Annotated in this window: 26 protein-coding genes and 1 tRNA gene; 19 read left to right on the forward strand and 8 right to left on the reverse strand. The window is 65.1% G+C overall.

The genetic code is table 11. From position 1 onward, the window contains the following. Nucleotides 1-156: 156 nt before the first annotated feature. Entirely contained in the window at nucleotides 157-993 is an 837-nt protein-coding gene (locus Q0P59_RS14390; protein WP_295007448.1) for an alpha/beta hydrolase, read from the reverse strand. Between the two features lie 58 nt (nucleotides 994-1,051). On the opposite strand from Q0P59_RS14390, the gene Q0P59_RS14395 reads away from it, so the two are divergent. Further along, entirely contained in the window at nucleotides 1,052-2,005 is a 954-nt protein-coding gene (locus Q0P59_RS14395; protein WP_295007450.1) for an MBL fold metallo-hydrolase, read from the forward strand. Here Q0P59_RS14395 and corA read toward each other — a convergent pair. Genes corA through Q0P59_RS14410 form a run of 3 tightly spaced genes read right to left on the reverse strand, consistent with a single transcriptional unit; the run spans nucleotide 2,002 to nucleotide 4,930 of the window. Beyond that, nucleotides 2,002-3,066: a magnesium/cobalt transporter CorA gene (gene corA / locus Q0P59_RS14400; RefSeq protein WP_295007452.1), complete on the reverse strand. Its 1,065-nt coding sequence runs from the start codon at nucleotides 3,064-3,066 to the stop codon at nucleotides 2,002-2,004. The two genes, Q0P59_RS14395 and corA, sit on opposite strands and share 4 nt — an antisense overlap. Continuing rightward, nucleotides 3,063-3,827: a tRNA cyclic N6-threonylcarbamoyladenosine(37) synthase TcdA gene (gene tcdA / locus Q0P59_RS14405; RefSeq protein WP_295007454.1), complete on the reverse strand. Its 765-nt coding sequence runs from the start codon at nucleotides 3,825-3,827 to the stop codon at nucleotides 3,063-3,065. The genes corA and tcdA overlap by 4 nt, the downstream gene beginning before the upstream one ends. Continuing rightward, complete coding sequence (locus Q0P59_RS14410) at nucleotides 3,827-4,930, reverse strand: HD domain-containing phosphohydrolase (RefSeq protein WP_295007456.1); 1,104 nt, start codon at nucleotides 4,928-4,930, stop codon at nucleotides 3,827-3,829. Before Q0P59_RS14410 ends, tcdA begins: the two co-directional genes overlap by 1 nt. Nucleotides 4,931-5,068: 138 nt before the next feature. Between Q0P59_RS14410 and ispB the strand changes: the two genes are divergently transcribed. Together ispB and Q0P59_RS14420 are read left to right on the forward strand one after the other, a co-directional pair. Further along, a complete protein-coding gene (ispB, locus tag Q0P59_RS14415) occupies nucleotides 5,069-6,037 on the forward strand; it encodes an octaprenyl diphosphate synthase (RefSeq protein ID WP_295007458.1) in 969 nt (322 codons plus the stop codon). 18 nt (nucleotides 6,038-6,055) lie between these two features. Beyond that, a tRNA-Pro gene (locus Q0P59_RS14420) sits at nucleotides 6,056-6,132 on the forward strand. Between the two features lie 91 nt (nucleotides 6,133-6,223). Here Q0P59_RS14420 and hpaR read toward each other — a convergent pair. Continuing rightward, nucleotides 6,224-6,709 carry a homoprotocatechuate degradation operon regulator HpaR gene (gene hpaR / locus Q0P59_RS14425; protein WP_295007460.1) on the reverse strand — a complete coding sequence of 162 codons (486 nt, stop codon included), beginning with the start codon at nucleotides 6,707-6,709 and terminating at the stop codon, nucleotides 6,224-6,226. A 173-nt stretch (nucleotides 6,710-6,882) separates the two neighbouring features. Here hpaR and hpaA point away from each other — a divergent pair, with 173 nt between their 5' ends. The 7 genes from hpaA (at nucleotide 6,883) to Q0P59_RS14460 (ending at nucleotide 12,584) form a co-directional block, all read left to right on the forward strand. Then, nucleotides 6,883-7,797, forward strand: coding sequence for a 4-hydroxyphenylacetate catabolism regulatory protein HpaA (gene hpaA, locus Q0P59_RS14430; protein ID WP_295007462.1), 915 nt, complete (start codon nucleotides 6,883-6,885; stop codon nucleotides 7,795-7,797). 125 nt (nucleotides 7,798-7,922) lie between these two features. Beyond that, on the forward strand, nucleotides 7,923-8,189 hold the full coding sequence (locus Q0P59_RS14435; RefSeq protein WP_295007464.1) for a phenol hydroxylase subunit: 267 nt from the start codon (nucleotides 7,923-7,925) through the stop codon (nucleotides 8,187-8,189). Nucleotides 8,190-8,246: 57 nt separating this feature from the next. Beyond that, the gene (locus Q0P59_RS14440; RefSeq protein WP_295007466.1) at nucleotides 8,247-9,239 is read left to right on the forward strand and encodes a phenol hydroxylase; all 993 of its coding nucleotides are present in this window, start codon (nucleotides 8,247-8,249) and stop codon (nucleotides 9,237-9,239) included. Between the two features lie 10 nt (nucleotides 9,240-9,249). Then, nucleotides 9,250-9,519 (forward strand): MmoB/DmpM family protein, encoded by a 270-nt coding sequence (locus Q0P59_RS14445; protein WP_150430686.1) that lies wholly within the window; start codon nucleotides 9,250-9,252, stop codon nucleotides 9,517-9,519. A gap of 25 nt (nucleotides 9,520-9,544) precedes the next feature. Further along, the gene (locus Q0P59_RS14450) at nucleotides 9,545-11,089 is read left to right on the forward strand and encodes a YHS domain-containing protein (RefSeq protein WP_295007470.1); all 1,545 of its coding nucleotides are present in this window, start codon (nucleotides 9,545-9,547) and stop codon (nucleotides 11,087-11,089) included. A 12-nt stretch (nucleotides 11,090-11,101) separates the two neighbouring features. Then, nucleotides 11,102-11,461, forward strand: a complete 360-nt coding sequence (locus Q0P59_RS14455) for a phenol hydroxylase subunit P4 (protein WP_295007472.1) — start codon at nucleotides 11,102-11,104, stop codon at nucleotides 11,459-11,461. Between the two features lie 61 nt (nucleotides 11,462-11,522). Further along, nucleotides 11,523-12,584, forward strand: a complete 1,062-nt coding sequence (locus Q0P59_RS14460; protein ID WP_295007474.1) for a phenol 2-monooxygenase domain-containing protein — start codon at nucleotides 11,523-11,525, stop codon at nucleotides 12,582-12,584. A gap of 55 nt (nucleotides 12,585-12,639) precedes the next feature. Here Q0P59_RS14460 and Q0P59_RS14465 read toward each other — a convergent pair whose 3' ends face one another. Continuing rightward, nucleotides 12,640-13,278 (reverse strand): DsbA family protein, encoded by a 639-nt coding sequence (locus tag Q0P59_RS14465; RefSeq protein WP_295007476.1) that lies wholly within the window; start codon nucleotides 13,276-13,278, stop codon nucleotides 12,640-12,642. Next, the gene (locus Q0P59_RS14470; RefSeq protein ID WP_295007478.1) at nucleotides 13,275-14,165 is read right to left on the reverse strand and encodes an MBL fold metallo-hydrolase; all 891 of its coding nucleotides are present in this window, start codon (nucleotides 14,163-14,165) and stop codon (nucleotides 13,275-13,277) included. The genes Q0P59_RS14465 and Q0P59_RS14470 overlap by 4 nt, the downstream gene beginning before the upstream one ends. A gap of 101 nt (nucleotides 14,166-14,266) precedes the next feature. Between Q0P59_RS14470 and Q0P59_RS14475 the strand changes: the two genes are divergently transcribed. After that, a complete protein-coding gene (locus Q0P59_RS14475) occupies nucleotides 14,267-15,181 on the forward strand; it encodes a LysR family transcriptional regulator (protein ID WP_295007481.1) in 915 nt (304 codons plus the stop codon). A gap of 271 nt (nucleotides 15,182-15,452) precedes the next feature. Beyond that, nucleotides 15,453-16,448, forward strand: a complete 996-nt coding sequence (locus tag Q0P59_RS14480) for a helix-turn-helix domain-containing protein (RefSeq protein ID WP_295007483.1) — start codon at nucleotides 15,453-15,455, stop codon at nucleotides 16,446-16,448. 13 nt (nucleotides 16,449-16,461) lie between these two features. On the opposite strand, the gene Q0P59_RS14485 is transcribed toward Q0P59_RS14480, so the two are convergent. Then, entirely contained in the window at nucleotides 16,462-17,541 is a 1,080-nt protein-coding gene (locus Q0P59_RS14485) for an ABC transporter substrate-binding protein (protein WP_295007485.1), read from the reverse strand. A 201-nt stretch (nucleotides 17,542-17,742) separates the two neighbouring features. Between Q0P59_RS14485 and Q0P59_RS14490 the strand changes: the two genes are divergently transcribed. The 7 genes from Q0P59_RS14490 to Q0P59_RS14520 are packed head-to-tail and all read left to right on the forward strand — an operon-like array spanning nucleotide 17,743 to nucleotide 22,674. Then, nucleotides 17,743-18,909 carry an amine dehydrogenase large subunit gene (locus Q0P59_RS14490; RefSeq protein WP_295007488.1) on the forward strand — a complete coding sequence of 389 codons (1,167 nt, stop codon included), beginning with the start codon at nucleotides 17,743-17,745 and terminating at the stop codon, nucleotides 18,907-18,909. Between the two features lies 1 nt (nucleotide 18,910). After that, a complete protein-coding gene (locus tag Q0P59_RS14495; protein WP_295007490.1) occupies nucleotides 18,911-19,456 on the forward strand; it encodes a MauE/DoxX family redox-associated membrane protein in 546 nt (181 codons plus the stop codon). Further along, nucleotides 19,453-20,073, forward strand: a complete 621-nt coding sequence (gene mauD, locus Q0P59_RS14500; RefSeq protein WP_295007492.1) for a methylamine dehydrogenase accessory protein MauD — start codon at nucleotides 19,453-19,455, stop codon at nucleotides 20,071-20,073. Before Q0P59_RS14495 ends, mauD begins: the two co-directional genes overlap by 4 nt. A 3-nt stretch (nucleotides 20,074-20,076) precedes the next feature. After that, a complete protein-coding gene (locus Q0P59_RS14505) occupies nucleotides 20,077-20,625 on the forward strand; it encodes a methylamine dehydrogenase light chain (RefSeq protein WP_295007494.1) in 549 nt (182 codons plus the stop codon). Then, nucleotides 20,622-21,068 carry a cytochrome c gene (locus tag Q0P59_RS14510; RefSeq protein ID WP_295007496.1) on the forward strand — a complete coding sequence of 149 codons (447 nt, stop codon included), beginning with the start codon at nucleotides 20,622-20,624 and terminating at the stop codon, nucleotides 21,066-21,068. Before Q0P59_RS14505 ends, Q0P59_RS14510 begins: the two co-directional genes overlap by 4 nt. A 44-nt stretch (nucleotides 21,069-21,112) precedes the next feature. Next, nucleotides 21,113-21,559, forward strand: a complete 447-nt coding sequence (locus tag Q0P59_RS14515; RefSeq protein WP_295007499.1) for a hypothetical protein — start codon at nucleotides 21,113-21,115, stop codon at nucleotides 21,557-21,559. An 11-nt stretch (nucleotides 21,560-21,570) separates the two neighbouring features. Beyond that, entirely contained in the window at nucleotides 21,571-22,674 is a 1,104-nt protein-coding gene (locus tag Q0P59_RS14520; protein WP_295007501.1) for a hypothetical protein, read from the forward strand. Nucleotides 22,675-22,681: the final 7 nt, after the last annotated feature.

Raw genomic sequence — 22,681 nt, forward strand, 5'->3', positions numbered from 1 at the left:
TCGCGCCAATGATAGTGAGCTTCCGCTCGCGAAAGTAGGTCAACGCCAGACTCCCTCTCTAAAAACCCCCTCCGGATATCCGGTGGGGGTTTTTGATTTGCAGATCACCAACGAAAACCGGCAGTCTCGGGCTTTGCCAAGGCCTCATTTGCCTATTCAGGCCCCGGGGTCGATGAAGGTCAGCAGGTCGCTTGCAAAGCGTTCGCGCTGCCATTGGTGCGGCGAGTGATCGGTGCCTTCATAGACGTGGAGTATTGCGTCGGGAATCTGGCTGGCGACGAATTGTGCCGTGTCCAGGCGGTAGAAATTGCTTTCGCCGCCATAAACGAGCATTGCCGGGATGTCGATTTTCGCGAGTACGTCGCGATAATCGGCCGCGGTAAGGCTGGCCCAGCAGTCGATCAGCGGACCGGCTGCCTGGGCGCGCAGCGCCGCACGTGACTTTTCCCAGCCGCTTGCGCCGGCGAGGTACTTTTCACGGGCCCGCCCATTCAGGCCGAAGGCCGTCAATTTGAGTACGGCCTCGGCGAAATCCTCTTTCAGCCACGACATCATTTCTCTCGAACGGGCCTCGTCGAAATCTCCGTAGATGCCGTGCGCCCAATGCGGGTCGGTTACCAGCTTGGGTGACTGGTCGATGAAGCAGACGCGCGACAAGGCCTGGGTGCCGAAGTCGCGTATGTATTGCCAGAGTGTCAAGGCGCCCATCGAGTGGCCGACGGCCGTGGCATTTTCGATCTGGTAGTGCTCGATCAGATTGGCCAGGTCACGCGCCATGCGCTGGGCCGTTGGCGCTGCCTTGCCGTCGAGATCGTGGCCGCCGTGTCCGCGAGCATCCCAGCGATAGACCCGGTGCCGGGCATTGAGCGCCCCGAGGAAGGGAAACCATTCCTGGTGACTGGATGTCCATCCATGCAGCATGATCAATGGCGATCCCTCTCCGGAGGTCTTGAGGTGGATTTTCGCGCCGTCGTCGGCCAGGAAATGGGTCATGGTCGTGGAAGTCCTTGGGGGTCAGCAAGTATAATGCGTGCCGACAATACGGAGGAGTATGGCGATGTTTGACTGGAGAGACTACGGAAACGGGATCGTCGCATTCGATGCCGGTTACGTTCGCCCGATTCTGGCTGCCATCCACATGGTGGTCGAAGAGGGACGGGTCGCGTTCATCGATACCGGCAGCAACGATGCCCTGCCCAATGCCCTGGCGGCGCTCGGCAAGCTGGGCCTGGACGTGTCGGCGGTCGATTATGTCATCCTGACCCATATCCATCTCGATCATGCCGGCGGCGCCGGCAGCCTGATGCGCGCTTTCCCGAATGCCCGCCTGGTGGTTCATCCGCGCGGCGCCCGGCACATGGCCGAACCGTCCAAGCTGGTTGCCGGCGTGACGGCCGTCTATGGCGCGGAATACGTGGCGCGCGTCTATGGCGACATCCTGCCGATTCCTGCCGAGCGCATTGTCGAGGCAGGGGACGGTCACGTCATCTCCCTGAATGGCCGCGAACTGCTGTGCCTGGATACGCCGGGACATGCCCGCCACCATATCTGCATTGTCGACAAGAAGGCCGGGGCGGTGTTCACCGGCGACATGTTCGGCCTGTCCTATCGCGAACTCGATGTCGATGGCCGGCAGTTCATCTTCCCGACGACGACGCCGACGCAATTCGAGCCGGAAGAGATGCGGGCGTCGATCAATCGCTTGCTGGCCCTGCGGCCGGAAGCGATGTACCTGACCCACTACAGCCGGTTGCCGGACGTTCAGGCCCAGGGCGCCGCGCTGCTGCGTCATCTCGATGCCCTGGTCGCGCTGGCCGAGGCGGAGAAGGATGCCGGGGCCTTGCGGCATGAGCGGATCAAGAAGGGCATGAGCGCCTATCTGCTCGCCGAAATCCGCAAGCATGGCTGCCAGTTGTCGGAGGCGACGCTGCTCGATATCTGGGCGACCGATCTCGAACTGAACGCCCAGGGCCTGTGCGTCTGGCTCGACGGCCGCAAGTCCTAAACGTAGCGCCGTCGCCAGAACAGCAGGAGCATGATGGTGGCGATCAGCCCCATCAGCCCCAGGGCATAGAAGAAACCATCGGGGGCTTCGAGCCAGGGCATGACCTTGAAGTTCATGCCGAAAATGCCGGCGATCAGCGTCGCCGGCATGAAGATCGTTGCGACGACGGTCAGCGTACGGACTTCGAGGTTGACGCGGTGGCTGACGGTGGACAGGTACACATCCAGCAGGCCGGTCGCCAGGTCGCGAAGGTCTTCCAGCGATTCGAGGATGTGCACGGTGTGATCGTAGACATCGCGGATGTAGAGCTGGATGTCGGCCCGAAAGAAATCTCCCGCGTCGCGATGTAGCGTCCCGAGCACTTCCCTGAGCGGATGCAGGTTGCGCCGGAGCTGGGATACGCAGCGCTTGAGCTGGTGGATGCCTTCCAGCGTGGCCGGCCCTGGATGGCCGAGGATCTTGTCCTCGAGGGCTTCCGCGTAGTCGTTCAGCTGCTCGATGACGCCGAAGTAGCTGTCGACCACGGTATCGATCAGGGAATAAGCCAGCATGTCGACGCCGCCCTTGCGCAGGATGCCCTGGCCGCTGCGCAGGCGCTGGCGGATGGGCTCGAAGGTTTGCGACGGGCGTTCCTGGAAGGTCAGCACGTAGTCCCGGCCGATGACCAGACTGATCTGGTCCTGGGCCAGTTCGAGCGAGTCTGTCTTCAACTCGTAGCGATGAAGGACCAGGTAGAGGTAATCCTCGTAGCTGTCCAGCTTTTGCCGCTGCGCGGTGTTGAGGATGTCTTCCTGAACCAGCGGGTGCAAGCCGAAGGTCGTTCCGATGGCCGCCAGGTCCGCCGGGGCGCTGGCGCCGTACACGTTGGCCCAGCGCGTGGCGTGCAGGCGGGGCTGCTGGGACAGGGCGGCGGCGTCGTGCAGGCTGCCTTCGCGCAGGCCTTGTTCGTCGAAATCGATGAACGAGAACGCGGCGTGGCTCGTTTTCTTCTCGCCGATATGGACCAGCGTCCCCGGGGGAAGTCCGGCCTTGCGCGAGCGCAGCTTGCGGGGTTTGTTCATGCCTTGGCGATCAGGTTGATGACCTGGGCGGCGGCCGTCATCCCGAAAATGGCGGTGATGCACACCGACGAGCCGAAGCCGGCGCAATTGAGGCCGGCCGGACCGCGCTCGGCATCGCAGGCGGCTGTGCTGTCGGGATAGCGGAGGGGCTCGCTGGAGAAGACGGCCGGCACCCCGAACCTCTTCCCCGTGTCGCGCGTGAAACCGTGGTCGCGGCGCAGGCTGGAGCGGACCTTCGCCAGCAGCGGATCCTGCACGGTCTGGCTGAGGTCGGCTACGCCGATCCGGGTCGGATCGACTTGCCCGCCGGCGGCGCCGGCGACGACGATGGGCAGCTTGTGGCGGTGGCAAAAGGCGATCATCGCCACTTTGGCTCGCACCTGGTCGATCGCGTCGATCACGGCGGTAAAGCCGCGGTCCAGCATGCTTGCCACGTTGTCGGGGGTGACGAATTCCTCGATGCAGTGGACCTCGCATTCCGGATTGATGGCGCGAATGCGTTCGGCCATGGCATCGACTTTGGCCTTGCCGTAGATGTCGCCCAGGGCGTGTATCTGGCGATTGGTATTGGATTCGGCAACCATGTCGAGGTCGATCAGCGTGATCCGGCCGACGCCGGTCCGGGCCAGCGCTTCGGCCGCCCAGGAGCCGACGCCGCCGATGCCGACGACGCAGACATGGGCCTGGCGCAGCGCCTCGGCACCGGTCGGGCCGTAGAGGCGGGCTACGCCGCCGAAGCGACGTTCGCGGTCAATGTTCATCAGGCCTCGATGGTCTTGCGGATGACGGCGTTGAACGGGGCGATCCACTCCGGCGCGAACTGGTTGTCGCAGGCGTTGATCTCGGCGATGGCGCGCAGAACCGAGCGGTTCTTGCCCCGGTGGATGTGCTTCAGCATGACGGCCTCGAAGGCATCGACGATGGCCAGAATCTTGGCGCCCGGGCAGATGTCGGCGGTGGACAGCTTGTTCGGGTAGCCGCCGCCATCGGGCATTTCGTGGTGCTGGGCGACCATGTCGGCGGCCGCTTCCCAGCCCGGCATGCGCAGGAGCAGTCCGGCGGCGAAGCCGGGATGGTTGCGCAAGGCGATCTTGTCCTCCGGCGACATCTTGCCCATCTTGAGCCAGATCGACTCCGGCAGCAGCATCATGCCGACATCGTGCAGGTAGACCGCCGCCTCAAGCTGCAACGGGTCGACGATATTCTGGGCGGCCTTGTTGGTTTCCAGCGCCAAGCGGAGGATGCGCATCGTCCGCCCCTTGAACAGCGGCGAGCGGCCCTCGAACTGCAGCGCCAGCGAGCGGAAGAACTGCAGGTCGGCGCTGGCGTTCTTCTGCTCGTCCCGGGGCGCCGAGCTCCTCGGGGCCCGGCTGGAGATGTCGGGCAGCACCGGCGGGAAGCCGGTGACGGCTTCGATCAGGTCGGCGCTGCTGGCATCGATCTGCCCGGCAATTTCCTGGGCGACCTCCTCCAGCCCCTGGACGAGGACCGGCAGGCGCAGGTTGTCCAGCGGTTTGTTCAGGATCAGGGAGTCGGTGGCCAGTTCCAGTCGGTCCACCGCCAGCAGGATCAGCTCGGCCAGCAGGTCGGAGAAGGGAATCTCGCCTTCCCGGAAGCGCGCCATCATGGTTTCGATGGGATGGGCGATGGCGACGCCAAGCTCGAACTTGCACAGGGCGGCGTCACCCTTGATGTTATGCACCGCCCGGAACAGGCTGGCGGTAATGTCGCGGTCGTTGGGCGTCTTGCGCAGGCGGGCGACATCGCGTTCGATTTCCGGGGCACGGTCGGTCAGCGCATCGGCGAACTCCTCGAGCAGTTCTCGATCCTGAATCACTGGTGCGACGATCGAACTCTTGTCCATGCCCCCTCCGCCTGTTTTGATCTAATCGCAGGAGTTTAGCAAAGTGGCGTCGAAACAGCGTGCATCCTTGATTTGCCGACCTTGACTGGGCACCGCCAGAACCCTAAGATTCCGCGCTTCTTCAAGGAATTACCTGCCGTGACTCTGGAACAGCTTTATGCCCTGATCGGGCCCGACATGAAGGCCGTCGACGCGGTGATCCGCGATCGCCTCTATTCCGATGTGGCGCTGGTCCGGCAGGTTGCCGAATACATCATCGGCAGCGGCGGCAAGCGCATGCGTCCGGCGCTGGTGTTGCTGGCCGCCGGCGCCCTGGGTTACGAGGGCGAGCGGCATCATGAAATGGCGGCGGTCGTCGAATTCATCCATACCGCCACGCTGCTGCACGACGACGTGGTCGACGAGTCGGCCCTGCGCCGCGGCCGCGATACCGCCAATGCGATGTTCGGCAACGCGGCCAGCGTGCTGGTCGGCGACTTCCTGTATTCCCGCGCCTTCCAGATGATGGTGGCGGTGGACAACATGCGGGTGATGCAGGTGCTGTCGAACGCCACCAACATCATCGCCGAGGGCGAAGTGCTGCAGTTGATGAACTGCCACGACGCCGACGTCGACGAAGCGCGCTACATGCAGGTCATCCACTACAAGACGGCCAAGCTGTTCGAGGCGGCAGCCCAGCTCGGCGCCATTCTCGGCCAGGCCTCCCCGGAGGTCGAGCAGGCGCTGGCGGCGTACGGGATGCATCTGGGCACCGCCTTCCAGCTGATCGACGACGTGCTCGATTACTCCGGGCAGGAAGCCGATACCGGCAAGCATCTCGGCGACGACCTGGCCGAAGGCAAGCCGACCTTGCCGCTGATCTACGTCATGCAGCACGGCACCCCGGCGCAGGCCGCCTGCGTGCGCAAGGCCATCGAGGAAGGCGGTCGCGACGACTTCCCGCTGGTGCTCGACGCCATCCGCCAAAGCGGTGCGCTCGACCACGCGCGAGCACGCGCGCTGCAGGAAGCCGAATTGGCCAGATCAGCAATTCAGTGCCTGGGGGATTCCCACTTTCAAAAAGCTCTGCTACAATTGCCGCTCTTTGCAGTTGAGCGGAATCATTAGCCAGTTGCAAAAGAACCTCGGAGTGTAGCTCAGCCTGGTAGAGCACTGCGTTCGGGACGCAGGGGTCGCATGTTCGAATCCTGTCACTCCGACCAATTGGAACCCCAGTAACTCAATGAGTTACTGGGGTTTTTCAATTCCGGCGACGGTTTTCGCTGCATTGACGCCGCAGCCGGCGAGCCCGGCTCAGGACTCGTCGGCGATCCAGTTCTTGCGCGGCGGCAGCTTGATTTGCGGAATCGGGCCGCGCTCGGCGGCGATCACCTTGTCCATGACTTCGTAGAGTTCCTGGATCAGCTCCGCGCCGAAAGCCTGTTCGATCACCTTGTATTGCTCGACGATCAGCGGCCCCAGTTCGGCCACCAGCTTTTCCGCCCTGGGCGTCATGCGGACGATGACGCGGCGCTGGTCTTCCTCCATGCGCGTGCGGGTGACCAGCCCCATGTCTTCCATGCGCGACAGCACGCCGGTCAGGCTGGGGCTGAGAATCTGGCAGATCTCGCAGATCTCGCGCGGCTCCAGTTGATCGTATTCGCCGATGGCGCGCAGGATGCGCCATTGCTGCTCGGTCAGGCCGAAATGGGTGATGATCGGGCGGAAGTGGCAGAGCAATTCTTCCCGGGCGCGCAGGAAGAGCTGGGGAAGGTTGCGATAGGCGAGTTTGCGGGACATGACGGCAATTCCGGAGTGGTGCGGGAGCACATGAAGAGCCCCGATCATAGCAGCAACATGTCTAATATGTTAGAGAGTCCGGGGCGCGGCCCGCGCAGCGCGCCGTCCGTACGGTCTTCCGGCTTGCCATGAGGTAAGCTGACATCCTTCTTGGTGGAGCGCTGAGGGCACTCATGACGGCGACGGCGGTTCAGGCGATTCCGGACATCCATATCGGGCGGGTTTACGACCAGCGCGACCCGGAGTGCGAGATCCATTACGAGACTTTCGGCCGGCTGGCCGATTTCTTCGGCCGCAACACGCCGCCGCACCGGCACTACTGCTTCTTCCAGGTGCATCTGCTGGTGCGCGGCAGCATCCGCCTCAACCTGGATGGCGAGGTCTATTTCGGCCAGGCGCCGCTGGTCATCTTCACGCCGCCGACCATTCCGCATTCCTTCTATTCCGAGGAGGATACCGACGGCCATGTGCTGACCGTCCGCCAGGAGGTCGTTCGCGCCTGGTACAAGGCGATGCCCGGGCAGTGGCCGGAAGCCCTGCTGCGCCAGCCGGCCTTCGTCGAAATGTCCGGCCTGCCGCCCGAGTTCGCGGCCGACTTCGACGGCATGCTGGCCTCGGTCGCGCTGTTGCAGCAGGAGTTCGCCCGCGATGCCCGGGGCCACCTGGCGCTGTTGCAGGCCCTGGGGCAAAGCAGCTTCATCCACCTGAGCCGCCTGCTGGTGGCGCACGAACCGGTGTCGGCGCAGCGCCCGGAGCGCAGCGAGGACCTGCGCATCTTCCTCAACTTCTGCGACTTGGTCGAAGCCCATTTCCGGGATCACCTGACGCTCAGCGAATACGCCAGCCGGCTGTCGGTGACCGAGGCCCGCCTCAACGACATCTGCCGGCGCATGGCCGAGCGGCCGTCCAAGGAAGTGGTGCATGAACGCCTGCTGCAGGAGGCGCGCCGCCTGCTGCGGTATTCGGCGGTGCCGATCACCGAGATCTGCTACCAGCTCGGCTTTGCCGATCCGGCCTATTTCTCCCGCTTCTTCACCAAGCGCACCGGGGTGCCGCCCAGCCAGTTCCGCCGCGAGGGGCAGGGCTGAGCAGGCCTGCTTACGAAAAGTACAAGTCATTTCCCCAAATGTCCATTCATTAATATCTTAGTAAAAGATTTAATGTCCCTCATCAGAGAACTGCCGCAAGGCGGTCGAGGAACGAGGAGCGAGACGTGGCGGAAGGCAAGTTCGACATCACCCGCAAGTTCGTGCGCGTCATGCGCACCCTGCCCAACGGGCTGATCGAATTCGAGTTCGCCGTTGGCGACCCGGACGTGGCGGCTGAACTGGTCATGCCCAAGGCGGCGTTCGACGAATTCTGCCAGGCCAACCAGGTCGAACTGTTGACCGATGCCAAGCCCGAGCCGGCCGACGCCGATGCTTCCGACGCCGATTTCAACTGGAACCTGCACCAGGCGACGCACCAGCGCTTTCGCTAATCATTTGGCTTTCCGGTGCGGCCAAGCGCACCGATTGGGGATTTTAAGGAGACAAGCATGGCAATCGATTTGAGGACGGTGAGCATCACGCCGCTGCGCCAGACCTTCGGCCACCTGGCCCGCCGCATGGGGGCCGACAAGCCGGCCTCGCGCTACATCGAAGCGACGATGGACCTGCAGCCGGTCGAGAACTATCACTATCGCCCGACCTGGGAGCCGCAGTACGACATCTTCGACACCACCCGCACCGCGATCACCATGAAGGACTGGTACGCGCTGAAGGATCCGCGCCAGTACTACTACGGCGCCTGGACCCTGGCCCGTGGCCGGATGCAGGAAGTGGCCGAAGGCGATTTCGACCTGGTCGATGAGCTGGGCCTGGCCGCCGCCTACCCGGCAGCCGGCAAGGAGCAGGCGCTCAAGGTCTTCCTGCCGCTGCGCCATGTCGCCTGGGGTTCCAACCTGAACAAGGCCTACGTTTCTTCGTATGGCTACGGCATCGCCATTTCGCAGGCCGCCTGCTACGCCAGCATGGATCAACTGGGCGTTGCCCAGTACGTGACCCGCCTCGGCGTCGCCTTCGACGACCTCGACGCATTGGCCGCCGCCAAGAGCGCCTGGCTGGAAGGCGCCGAATGGCAGGAACTGCGCCGCTATGTGGAAGACCTGATGGTCGAGAAGGACTGGTTCGAAGTGCTGGTCGCCCAGGATTTCGCCCTCGAAGGCCTGCTCTATCCGCTGATCTACGAGCGCTACAACGAGAAGCTGAACGCCGCCTACAGCCCGGTGTTCTCGATGCTTACCCGCTTCCAGCGCGAATGGTTCGGCGAAACGACAAAGTGGCTGGATGCTGTGCTGAAGTCGGCCGGCGCCGACAACCCCGGTAACAAGGAACAGCTGGCCGCCTGGATCAAGAAGTGGCGCGACCGCGCCGTCGTCGCCCTCAAGCCGGTCGCCGCCCTGGCCTTCGGCGGCGAAGCCGACGCCATCATGGCCGAACTGGTCCAGAACCTGAACGCCCGCGCCGCCAAGGCCGGCATCGCCCTGTAAAGGAAATCGCATGTCCAACGCATTCATCGCCTTCCAGAAGAACGACGACTCCCGCTGCATCGTCGAGGCCATCCTCGAGGACAACCCGAACGCCATGGTCGACGACCAGCCGTCGATGGTGAAGATCGACGTGCCGAACCGCCTGGTCATCAAGCGCGAAACCGTCGAGGAAAAGATGGGCCGCTCGTTCGACCTGCAGGAGCTGCAACTGCACCTGATCACCATCTCCGGCAATCTCGACGAGACCGACGACGAATTTACCCTGAGCTGGAACTCCTGATTCCAGCTAGCAAGGAGCGAACACCATGGATATGAAAGCAAGCAAGAAGCTCGGCCTCAAGGAACGCTACGCACTGATGACGCGCGATCTGGCCTGGGACACGACCTACCAGAAGCCGGCAGACGTTTTTCCGCAGACCACCTACGAAGGCATCAAGATTCACGACTGGGACAAGTGGGAAGACCCCTTCCGCCTGACCATGGATGCCTACTGGAAATACCAGTCGGAAAAGGAGCGCAAGCTGTACGCCATCCTCGATGGCTTCAACCAGAACAACGGCCACCTGTCGGTCACCGACGCCCGCTACATCAACGTGCTGAAGCTGTTCCTCGGCTCGACCCCGCCGCTGGAGCTGATGGCCGCCCGCGGCTTCTCGATGATGGGCCGCCAGATGAACGGCGCCGGTCCGCGCGTCGCCTGCCAGATGCAGGCGGTGGATGAGTACCGTCACTTCCAGACGCAGATCCACTCGATCTCGAACTACAACAAGTACTACAACGGGATGGACGAGTTCGCCCACCAGCAATCCCGCATGTGGTACCTGTCGGACGGCAAGTCCTTCTTCGACGACGCGATCACCGCCGGCCCGTTCGAGTTCATGGTCGCCATCGGCTTCGCCTTCGAATACGTGCTGACCAACATCCTGTTCGTGCCTTTCATTTCCGGTGCCGCCTACAACGGCGACATGGCGGCGATGACCGTCGGCTTCTCGGCGCAGTCCGACGAAGCGCGCCACATGACGCTGGGCCTCGAGTGCATCAAGTTCATGCTCGAGCAGGACCCGGACAACCTGCCCATCGTCCAGCGCTGGATCGACAAGTGGACCTGGCGCGGCACCCGCAAGCTGGCCTCGGTCGGCATGATGATGGACTACATGCTGCCCAAGCGCATCATGAGCTTCAAGGAAGCCTGGGAAATGTACGTCGAGGAAAACGGCGGTGCCCTGTTCAAGGACCTGGCCCGCTACGGCATCACCATCCCGAAGTGCTTCAGCCAGACCATCGAGGAAAAGGAACACGTCTCGCACCAGTCGTGGATCGGTTTCTACATGAAGCCGCAGGCGACGCCCTTCCACACCTGGATTCCGACGCCGGACGAAATGGACTGGCTGTCCGAGAAGTACCCCAACACCTTCGACAAGTACTACCGTCCGGTGCTGGAATTCTTCGACGCCCAGGAAAAGGCCGGTAACCGCTTCGACAACAAGACGGCGCCGATGAACTGCCAGGTCTGCGTCAGCACCATGAAGTTCAACGAGCCGGGCGACCCGATGGAAATGTGCTTCCGCGAGTCGGTCTACCAGGGCGAGAAGTTCCACACCTGTTCCGACCACTGCAAGGAAATCTTCGACAACGAGCCGGAGAAGTACGTCCAGACCTTCATCTCCTCGCACCAGGTGCTGCAGGGCAACTGCGAGCCGGAAGGCGTGGATACGAATGCGGCGGGCTTCAAGCCGGGTCAGGACATGCTCGGCTACTGGAAGCTCGACAAGCGCGCCCTCGGCGACTTCAACGGCTCCGAGGACCAGAAGAACTTTGCCGCCTGGCGCGAGCAAGCGACCAAGAACTAAAAGGAGACAGCCATGACCATGTTGAAAACCCTCGCTCCGTACGAGTTCAAGTCGCGCGACGCGGTCGAGAACTACAAGGGACGCCAGCTGCTGTACGTGAACTGGGAACGCCACCGCATGTTCTCGCGTCCCTTCGTGCTGGCCATGAAACCGGAAACCCCCTTCGCCGCCGTGCTCGACGAAATGGCCGCCTGCTTCAGTTACCACCCGGACTGGCAGCACATCGACTGGGACAAGGCGATCTGGCAGAACGGCAACACGCCCTTCACGCCGGACCGCGCCAAGACCCTGGCCGAGAACGGCATCGGCCACAAGGACCTGATCCGTTTCCGGACGCCGGGCCTGGATGGCATCGCCGGTACCGGCTACTAAAATCAACGGGGCGCCGCGCCGGTCGCGGTAGCCCCGACCAGACCTGCAGAGAGACCAGAACATGAGCTACGAACTGACCATCGAGCCGCTCGGCCGCAGCATCGAAGTCGAGGACGGCCAGACCATCCTCGACGCCGCGCTGCGCGCCGGCATCTACCTGCCGCACGCCTGCGGTCAGGGCTATTGCGCCACCTGCAAGGTGTGCATCACCGACGGCGAGGTCGATCACCAGAACGCCTCCAGCTTCGCGCTGATGGATTACGAGCGCGAGGAAGGCAAGGCGCTGGCCTGCTGCGCGACGCTCGAAGCCGATACCGTCATCGAAGTCGAGATGGAAATCGACGAGGACGCCCGCGATATCCCGGTCAAGGATTTCCACGGCACGGTCAGCCGCATCGAGAACCTGACGCCGACCATCAAGGGCATCTGGCTCAAGCTGGAAAACGGTGAGGCACTCGATTTCCAGGCCGGCCAGTACGTCAATTTCAACCTGCCCAACGACCTGGGCCACCGCGCCTTTTCGTTGGCCAACGCGCCGTCGACCGGCGACGAGATCGAACTCAACATCCGCATCGTGCCCGGCGGCGCCGGCACGACCTGGATCCACAACGAGCTGAAGGCGGGCGACAAGGTCACGGTTTCCGGCCCCTACGGCCGCTTCTTCGTGCACAAGTCGGCCGAGGTGCCGTCCTTGTTCATGGCCGGCGGCTCGGGGTTGTCCAGTCCGCGCTCGATGATCCTCGACCTGCTGGAGCAGGGCTGCGCGCAGCCGATCACGCTGGTCTATGGTGCGCGCAACCAGGGCGAGCTGTACTACCACCAGGAATTCGTCGAGCTGGCCGCCAGCCATGCCAATTTCACCTACGTGCCGGCGCTCAACGACGAGCCGGCCGACAGCGGCTGGGCCGGCTTCCGCGGTTTCGTGCACGAAGCGGCCAAGGCTCATTTCGACAACGACTTCCGCGGCAACAAGGCCTACCTGTGCGGCCCGCCGGTGATGATCGAGGCCTGTATCACGACCCTGATGCAGGGCCGCCTGTTCGAGCGCGACATCTACACCGAGAAGTTCTTCTCGGCCGCCGATGCCCAGCAGGTGCGCAGCCCGCTGTTCAAGCGGGTGTAATCCCTTTCCTCTGCACCACCCCGTTCAAGGCCGCGTTCGTCGCGGCCTTTTTTGTTTACGGGGAGAGCGTGCTGCGCAGCCAGTCGGGCAATGCCCCGGGGCATTCCAGGAAGGCGGAAAGGTCGAGCAGGCGTCGGGTGCCGCCGCTTTCCAGCACGAAGGATGGAAAGCCGTCGGCGCCGACCTGGCTCATGAAATGGCGCGTCTCGCGGATATGGCGGTGCACCGGCTCGCCACGCTGCTCGGCCAGGGCGCCGGCGAAGGCGTCGGGATCGAGCCCGATCGCTACCGCCGCGGCGAGCAGGGTCGATGTCTCGGCAATGCGCCTGCCCTCGACGTAATGGGCGACTTGCAGGCGTTCGACGAGGTCGAGGCCGCGACCGGCCAGGCGCTCGGCGGCCAGCATCGCGGCGATGGGCGGTTCCGAATCGAAGACGGCGGCGCTGTCGCGCAGCAGGTCGTCGAAGTAGGCATCGCCGAAGAATTGCCCAGTCAGCGCGGCAATGCGCCGGTCGTGCTGCATCACGTAATCGCGCAGTTGCGGGGTGACCTGCTGGCGGCCGCTGCCGCTCATCATGCCGCCGCCGTGGGGGCGGACGGCGACGATGCCGCGGGCTGCCGCGACCAGCGGCGCGGCGCCGTAGCACCAGCCGCACAGCGGGTCGTAGAGATAGTGCAGGACGGGCGCGCTCACCATTTCATCTCCCCCTTGTTGACCTTGGCGCCGATGTCGAGCGAGAGGTCAGGGGCGATGTGCGGATAGGCCCGCTGCATGGCGGCGATCAGCTCGGCGGCGTTGCCGGCCCTGGCGGCCTCGGCCTCGAAGCGGCGCAGGTAGTCGCGGGTATAGCGGACGGTGCCGACATCCAGTGCCGTGCCCGGCGTCATGTGCCCGGGAACCACCGTGGTCGGCTGCAGGGCCTCGATGTCGTCGAGCTGGGCCAGCCAGGCCTGGCGTTCGGAGGGTTTCTGCGTATCGGCGGTCCACACGTGCTGGTTGCCGAAGACGGCGATGTTGCCGGCGATGGTGCGGATGGCCGGAATCCACACATAGGGGCGGTGGGCCAGTTCGCCCTGGGTGCCGCGCAGTTCGACCTTCTCGCCGTCGACGCTCAGGGTGGTGCCGGCCAGGGCGTCCGGCACGATCGGCTGGCGCGGCGCGTTGGCGCCCATCTTCGGCCCCCAGAAGGCCAGCTTGCCGGCCAGCTTGGCCTGGATTTTGTCGCGCACGGCCGGTGTGGCCACCACCCTGGCCTGCGGGAACACTTCCTTGAGCGCTTCGGCGCCGAAATAGAAATCGGGGTCGGCGTTGCTGATCAGGATGGTCTTCAGGGCCTTGCCGCTGTCGAGCACGTTGGCGGCGATGCGCAGGGCGTCGGCGCGGGTGAAGCCGCTGTCGATGACCAGCGCTTCGCTCTTGCCGCTGACCACTACGGCATTGACGTTGAAGCTGCGGGCGTCGGCGTTGTAGACCTTGATGTCGAGCGGTGCCGCGCCCTGGGCGGCGGCGCCGGAGGCGGCGACGATGCCGAGGGCGAGGGCGGGGAAGAGGCGGCGGGCGAATTTGCCGATCGGGTTCATGGTGATCTCCTTGCGTTGTTTGGGGCGAAACGAACTTTAGGTTTTGCGGAATGGTTGATAAAGTCCGTATCGGTTGAATATTTATTGCATGGATCGGTGAAATGGACAGGCTGACGGCGGTACGTGTGTTTGTCGAAGTGGTCGATCGCGGCAGCCTGACCCAGGCGGCCGACCGGCTGGACATGTCGGCGGCGATGGTCAGCCGCTACCTGGCGGCGGTCGAGGCCTGGTTCGACGCCCGCCTGCTGCACCGCACGACGCGCAAGGTCAGCCTGACCGAGGCCGGTGTGGCGGCCCTGCCGGCTTGCCGGCAGCTGCTGGAAATCGCCGAGGACGTGCAGCATCTGGCTGCCGCCCGCAGCCGCACCCCGGCCGGGGTGTTGCGGGTGACGACCGCCAGTTCCTTTGCCGATGCCCAGCTGACGGCCGCCCTGGTCGACTTCCAGCGCCGGCACGAGCAGGTCGAGATCGTGCTGTCGGTGTCCGACAAGGCGACCGACCTGGTCGCCGAGCGCGTCGATCTGGCGGTGCGCATCACCAATGCGCTCGATCCGGCGATGATCGCCCGGCCGCTGGCGGTCTGCCGCTCGCTGCTGTGCGCATCACCGGACTACCTGGCGCGCCACGGCACGCCGCGCACGCTGGCCGATCTGGGCGAACACCGCTGCATCGCCCATGCCTTCGGGGTCGGCCGCCATTACCGCTTCGGGCAGGCTGGGCAGATGCGGGAGGTGCCGGTGCGCTGGAGTTTCCATACCAACGAAACGGCAGTCCTGCGCCGGGCGGTGCTGGCCGGGGCGGGCATCGGCATGCTGCCGACCTACTATGTCGGGGATGCCTTGCGCCAGGGGCGATTGGTCCGCCTGCTCCCCGACTGCGAGCCGGAAACGCTCGGCATCCATGCCATCTACCTGTCGCGCCAGCACCAGCCGCTGGCCTTGCGCCTGCTGGTGGATTTTCTCGCCGAACGCTTCGGCGGTGCCATCGCGCCCTGGGACTCCGCTCTGGCCGGCTGAGCGCAGCGATGCCCGCGCTGGTGCGTGCGCGCACCGGAATGCGGCAGGGCGACGCCGGTCGCCTTTTTTCCGGCGCCAGCACATCGCCATGAAATCAGTCGCTTGACGCTGTTTTGCGCCGCCGGCCGGGGGCGGGCATGGGCCTTGCTCACCTGCTATGGGCAGGCATCGGGTTTCTCTAAGAGTAATTCGTTGACTAATACGTATTATTGGCTAATATATTCGTAAAATAGCGACCTTGTCGAAAAAGGCGCCCCGACGGAGACCAGACATGAACCATCTTTGCGAATCGGCAACCGGGCCCAGCCTGGTTTCGCGTCGTGCGCTGCACAACGGCGACGTCGACCTCCAGGCGCGGGCGCTGATCTATGAGAACTGGGACCAGCGCTACGACCAGTTGTCGGGTGGCCGTTTCGACGGCTCGATGCAGGAAATCCGCTTTCCGTCCTTCACGCTGATTCGCGAAACGAGCAACCGCGTGCTGTTGCAGAAGGGCTGCACGCCGCAGGGCGTGTACGCCATCGGCACGCTGCTCACCCTGGGCGAGAGCGGCTATCACTGCGGCGAGCTGATGGCGACGCGCACCGCCGCGCTGCTCGAGCCGGGCACCGAGTTCGAGATCCGCACGCCGGAACGCTTCGACCTGGTCGCCGCCGTCTTCTCGCCGCGCGACCTGGCCACCAACCTCGACGGCCCGGTGCTCGACTACCTGGAGCTGGAAGCCGACCTGCGCCGCTCGTCCAAGACCATCGGGCCGGCCAACGCCGGTCCGCTGACCGATTTCCTGCAGCGCGTCCATGACTGCGCACAGAACGCCGCGGATTTCCTGATGATCCCCTCCAACCTGCATCAGCTGGAGGAGGAGTTCTACAGCCTGCTCATCGAAACGCTGCGCTTGGCGCGCGGCCCCGAGGTGCATGCGCTGTGTCCCAACCGCGAGCGCATCGTCCGCCGTTTCCGCGCCCTGCTCGATGCCTCGCCGGAGTCGGCGCTCAGCATCGTCGACATCTGCGACGAGATCGGTGTCACCCGTCGCACGCTGCAGAACGCGACGCAGGAAGTGTTCGGCATTTCGCCGCAGCACTACCTCAAGGCCATCCGCCTCAACGCCTTCCGCCGTGCCCTGAAGCTGCGCGAGCCGCAGCACGAGTCGATCGGCGACGTGGCGGCGCGCTGGGGCTTCTGGCACCTGTCGCAGCTGGCCCAGGATTACCGCAAGCTGTTCGGCGAGCTGCCGTCGCAGACGCCCTGCATCCACGTCTCCTAGGGACGACCGGGGGTCATTCCAGCAAGACCCCGTTGCGGCTCACCACGCTCAGGCCGACCGGGACGGACAGCGTTCTCCGGCCGTTGGGAAAGGCGACCGTGAAATCGTCGATGTGATATTCGTTCTGGAGCAGGGCCCGGGCGAGGGCCTGCCTGTCGGCGACGCCCCGCTCCGCCAGCTGGGTCAGCAGGCGACCGACCAGGTAGATTTCCAGTTGGCTGTATTCGTAGGGCAGGTTGAACGTCGCAAACGATGAGATAGCCTTCTGGTACGCCTTCGCCAGCCTGGACTTGGCCAGGTCGGGGTTGGGCATGCTGTGGGCAACCAGCATTCCGGTCGATATGCCCTGGGTCTGCTGGAGCCAGCGGAAGGGCTCGACGGTCGACAACGCCGCCGCCAGGGCGCCGGGTTGCCGTTGCCGCAGCGAGCGGCTCGCCGCCACGGCATCCGCGTTGTTCAGGAAAAAGACATGCGCCTCGTCCGGCCGGCCGGTCGCACCCGGGAAGGCGGGCGTTCCTGCTGCCTTGCCGGGCTGGTGCCGGGAAACCGCCAGCTTGTGGGCCTCGAAGACGGCGGCCACGTCGGGGGCGTAGCCGGCCAGCTCCTCCGATAGCCACAGATGCACGCTGCGCGCGCCGAGCGTCCCGAGCTGGCGGGCGATCGCTTCGGCCTCCGCGGCGTAGGGCGTGTGAAAGCAGAAGGCGAGGGATTTTTCCCGGCACACCGCCGCATTGGCATTGACGGCACCCAGCAGCGGCACCTGGTGGCGCCGGGCGACGGCCTCGACGGCGGCACATGCCGCCTCGCCGACGCAGCCGACCAGGGCCTGGACCTGGCCTTGGACTATGAGTCTTTCGGCGTTCCTGGCGGCGGTCGCCGGATCGCCTCCGTCGTCCATAAGCTCCAGCCGGATGCGTTTGCGCAGCGCGGGACCGGCCTCCATCAGCGCGACCTGGAGCCCGTCCTGGACCATTTGTCCCTGTTCCAGGCGCGGCCCGCTCAAGGGCAGCGTGGCGCCGATGCTCAGTTCCGGCGGGGCCGCATGGACGCCGGTGGCAAGAAGCAGGAGGAGGATGGTCCGGATGGCTGGCATGGTTTCCCTTGGTCGGTTGCGCGGGGCGCCGCCAGTCTGGGGCGGTATGCCGGATGAGAGATATCAAGAATCGGAAAAGCGGCATGCCGACCGGGCGCTGTCGGTGCCCGAAGCGCTTTTTGCCGATTCTTGATACAGCCCGCGACGGACCTCGCCGGATACTGGCGGCACGCTCCCTAACGCGTCGATAGAGGTCAGAACATGAACAACATTTCCCTGCGGCGGGCCCTGCTTGCCCTGCCGCTCTGCCTGGCGGCCGCCATGGCGCAGGCCGGCAAGGACCGGCCGCCGCCCCTCCCCGAGGAGGAGATCACGCTCGAACGGCTGACGCCGCCGGACGGCAATCGCCTGTACGTCACCGATTTCGTGTTCAATCACATGGCCGATGGCCGCATGCATGTGGTCGATGGCAGCGCGGCGCGCTTCCTCGGCATGGTGATGACCGGATTCGGCGCACTGACCACGGTGTCGCCGGACGGCAAGGCCATCTACGTCGCCACCACCTATTACCCGCGGCTGTACCGCGGCCAGCGCAGCGATGTCGTCGAAATCCACGATGCCGCAACGCTGGAGCTGAAGGCCGAGATCGACATTCCTGCCAAGCGCGCCCAGGCCGTCTCCTATCGCAGCATGCTGGTGCCGAGCGCCGACGGGCGTTTCCTGTATGTGCAGAACGCCACGCCGGCCACCTCGGTGACCGTGGTCGACCTGCGCAGCAAGAAGTTCGTGGCCGAAATCCCGACGCCGGGCTGCTGGTCGATCCAGGGCTGGGACAAGGGTTATCGCTTCTCGACCATCTGCGGCGACGGCACCCTGCTCACGGTGACGCTGGACGATGTCGGCCAGGCCGTCGGCCGCGAGCGCAGCCAGCGCTTCTTCGACCCGGACAAGGACCCGATCTACGTCCATCCGGAAATGCTCGGCGAGGATCGCTACTTCGTTTCCTATTACGGCAACGCGTACAAGGTCACGCTGAGCGGCGACAAGCCGGCCTTTGCCGCGCCGTGGTCGCTGCTCGATGCCCGCGACCGCAAGGCCAACTGGCGGCCGGGCGGCATGGCGGTGACGGCGATGCACCGGGCCAGCGGCACCCTCTACGTGAACATGCACGACAAGGGCGAGGAGGGCTCGCACAAGAACCCGTCCAAGGAAATCTGGGCCTACGATGTCGCCAGCCAGAAGCGGGTGGCGCGCATCCCGTCGAACGGCGCGATTTCGCTGGTCGCCAGCCAGGGTGCGGAGCCGCTGCTCTACGGGCTGAACGTCGAGAAGGGCGAGATCGTCGCCCGCAAGATCCAGAAGGGCTATCCGCTCGCCCGGACGATCTCGGGCATCGGCGAAACCCCGCTGTTCCTGGAGGTGCGCTGACATGGGCGCGACCACTTTCCTTTTCGACCCGGTCGTCGTCCATGCCGCCGCAGCCGCCATGGGGATCATCCTGATCGTCGGCGCGCTGGGCAAATTGCGCGACCTGGAACTGTTCCGCTACGCCGTCGAGAACTACGGCCTGCTCGGCAGCACGGCCTCGGCGCTGGTCGCCCGCGTGCTGCCGGCGGTCGAACTGCTGGCCGGCCTGGCGCTGATCCTCGAAACCACCCGCCTGCTCGGCGTCCTGCTCGGCCTGGCCGTCATGGCGCTGGTCACCGGGGCGGTGGCGATCAACCTGCTGCGCGGCATGGGGCGCATCGAATGCGGCTGCGGTACCGGCGGCCAGCGCATCTCGTGGGGCCTGGTCGGGCGCAACCTCTTCCTCAGTGCCGCGCTGCTGCTGGCCGCCGCCGACGAGCTGCCGCGCAGCCTCGGCGCTATCGATTATTTCAGTGTGGCGGGCGCCATCCTGGCCTTGCTGGTTCTCTACGCCAGCGCCAACCAGCTGCTTGCCAATCAACCGCTTCTGAAGGAGTTGCAATCATGATGGATCCGCTCGCCCTCTCCGTAATCGCCCTGTGGGTCGTCGTCGTCGCCCTCGGCATCTGTGTCCTGGCTCTTTCCCGCCAGATCGGCATCCTCTACGAACGTGTCGCGCCGATGGGGGCGCTGATGATGGACCACGGCCCCAAGGTCGGCGAACTGGCGCCGCCGGTCGAAGTCACCACCTGGGAAGGCCAGGGCCTGACCATCGGCACGGCCACCGCCAGGAGCACGCTGCTCTTCTTCGTGTCGCCGACCTGCCCGGTGTGCAAGAAGCTGCTGCCCATCATCCGTTCCGTGCAGCAACGCGAAAGCAGCTGGCTGAACGTGGTGCTGGCCTCCGACGGAGACCGCCCCGAGCATGCGACTTTCCGCGACAAGTACCAGCTGGCCGACTTCCCCTACGTGCTGTCGCAGCCGCTGGGCATGGCCTACAAGATTTCCAAGCTGCCGTATTGCGTGCTGCTCGATGCCAAGGGTTTCGTCCGCGCCAAGGGCCTGGTCAATTCCCGCGAGCAGGTCGAAAGCCTGATGACGGCTTACGAAAGCGGCATCGCCTCGGTGCAGGAACATATCGACCGCCAGTTGCTGGCCGCCGAAGCCCATCCCGAAAAGAGCTGAGCCATGGACTTCCTCAAACTACTCGACCGCTTCACCGAACGCCGGACGCGTTCGGTGGCCCAGAATGCGACGCGGCGCGGCTTCCTGGTCGGCGTCAGCAAGCTGCTCGTCGCCGGCGCCTTCGCGCTGCCCGTGCTGCCTTTCGACCGCACCAACAGCGCCCATGCCGCCGGTGGCCACGGGGCGCCGAAGAAGAAGGGCGAGCCGACCGATACCGATTGCGATTACTGGCGCTACTGCAGCGTCGACGGCTTCCTGTGCTCCTGCTGCGGCGGCACGATGACGACCTGCCCGCCGGGTTCGACGCCGTCGGCGGTGTCCTGGGTCGGCACCTGCCACAACCCGGCCGACGGCCGCGACTACCTGGTCAGCTACAACGACTGCTGCGGCAAGACCTCCTGCGGGCGCTGCTTCTGCAACACCAACATCCGCGAACGGCCGGGCTACCGCATGGGCGTGCACAACGACATCAACTGGTGCATGGCCAACCAGAGCAGCCACTACCACTGCACGGTGTCGATCATCGTCGGCCTGGAAGAGGGACAGTCATGAAGCGTTTGATGTGCAGCCTGACCCTGGCGCTGGTCGCCGGGCTTGCCGGGGCCAACGATGGCAAGGCGATCTACGACGCCAACTGCGCCGCCTGCCACCAGCCGGATGGCGCCGGGGCGCTCGGCCTGGCGCCGCCGCTGGCCGGCACGCTGGGCAAGCGCATGGCGTTCGCCGAGGGGCGCAAGTACCTGCCGGGGATCGTCATCGCCGGCCTGGCCGGCAAGATGGAGTCGAAAGGCGTGATCTACGAAGGCCTGATGCCGTCCTGGCAGCAGTTGTCGGATGGCGAGCTGGCCGCCGTGCTCAACCATGTGCTGAGCACCTTCAATGCGCCCGACCTGCCCGCCGATTTCCAGGCCATCGCGGCCGACGAACTGGCTGCCGCGCGCGCCAAGAAGCCGACGGCCAAGGAGTTGCGCGCCTGGCGGGCGGCTTCCCAGTAAGCCGCGCCGCGCTTCATTTCTTTCCCGCTTCCAAGGAGACGGCCATGGCCATCGCCCCCCTGATCCGCTGCGGCCTTTTGCTGGCCGGCCTGTCGGGCCTGCTCGCCGGCGAGGCCGCGGCGGATGCCGCGAAGAAGAACTACCGCCTCTTTTGCATGGGCTGCCACCAGAGCGACGGTACCGGTTCGCCGGAGAACGGCATCCCCAGCATGCGCGACGAGGTCGGGCATTTCCTGCGCGTGCCGGAGGGCCGGGCCTACCTGTCGCAGGTGCCGGGCACCCTGAACACGCCACTCGGCGATGCCGAGACGGCTGACCTGCTCAACTGGGTGATGAGCAATATCGGGCGCGGCAGCATCCCCGCCGACTTCAAACCCTACACCGCCGACGACGTGAAGGCCTACCGCGCCTCCGTGCCGCAGGACATTCCCGGCATGCGCGTCAGGCTGCTCAAGCAACTCGAAACCGTCCAGCTCGGATCGGCTCGCTAACCGGAGTTTCCATGAACAATTTGCAAGGTCTGCGCCGTGGCCTGATCGCCACGGCAGGGGTGGTTTTTGCCTCGCTTTTCGTCTGCCTGCAGGTCAGCCCGGAATGGCTGACCGGTTGGGGAACCGTCGTCCTGGTCGCCATGGTGCCGACGCAGATCGTCATCAGCCTGGTCTGGCACAGCGACTATCCGAAGGCGCTGGCCGATCTGCCCCAGCCGGCACGCGGCCTCGCCTTCACCGCGCTCAATGCGCTGGTCGGCGCCGGCGTCGCCTATGTCGCCTGGCAGACGGTCGGCGGCGGCCTCGATGTGCCGACGCCTTTCCTGATCATGTTCCTGATCTTCAGCGTCGAGGTGCTGCTGGCCCTGGTCGTGCCGCTGCAATGCTGGCCGTTCGCCCCGGCGATCCGGCATCCCGGGCTGATGGGCGTCGCCCTGCTGCTGGCCGCCTACGGCCTGGCCTATGCCCTGTTCGGCTGGCTGTTCGATTTCGGCTTCCTGGCCGGGGCGCCTTTCTACCGGATCGAGCTCGATCCGCAGGGCCTGTTCATGGCCTGGATTCCGCTGGCTTTCGCCGTTGCCATGCTGGTGCCGCTGCTCGGCTTGATCCTGTTCGATTTCTGGCCGGTCGGCGTCCTCGCCGGCAAGGTGCCTGCGATGGCCCGGCAGCCGTTGTTCGGGATCGCCGCGCTGCTTCTGATCGTCGCGGTCACGGCCGGCCTGTGGGCGGTTTTCGTCGGGCGGGGCATGGACATGGTGGCGTTCATGGTGCGCATCTGCGTGACGGTCGAATTCGGCTATTTCATCCTGCTGGTGATGTTCGAGGGCGTGCCCCAGCTCAAGCTGCCGCAGCCGTGGCGCGGCCTGGTGCTCAACGCGCTGGCCGTCGGCCTGGCGGCCGCCATGCTGCAGCTTTACGAAAAGATGGCGCTGGACCGGTTTCCGCTCAGCTCGGGCGGGCCGACCTATCCGCTCGAACTGTGGCTGGGCTCGGCCATGCTGTCGGTGACCTTCCCGCTGATGGTGGTGGTCGGCAGCTACTTCCAGTTCTGGCCGCTGACTTCCCGGGGCGCGGCCGACGGGGTTGGCCAGCCCGCCAATCAGGAAGCCGCTTGAGCGGCGC

The organism is uncultured Dechloromonas sp., assembly GCF_945957265.1.
Taxonomy (GTDB): Bacteria; Pseudomonadota; Gammaproteobacteria; order Burkholderiales; family Rhodocyclaceae; genus Azonexus.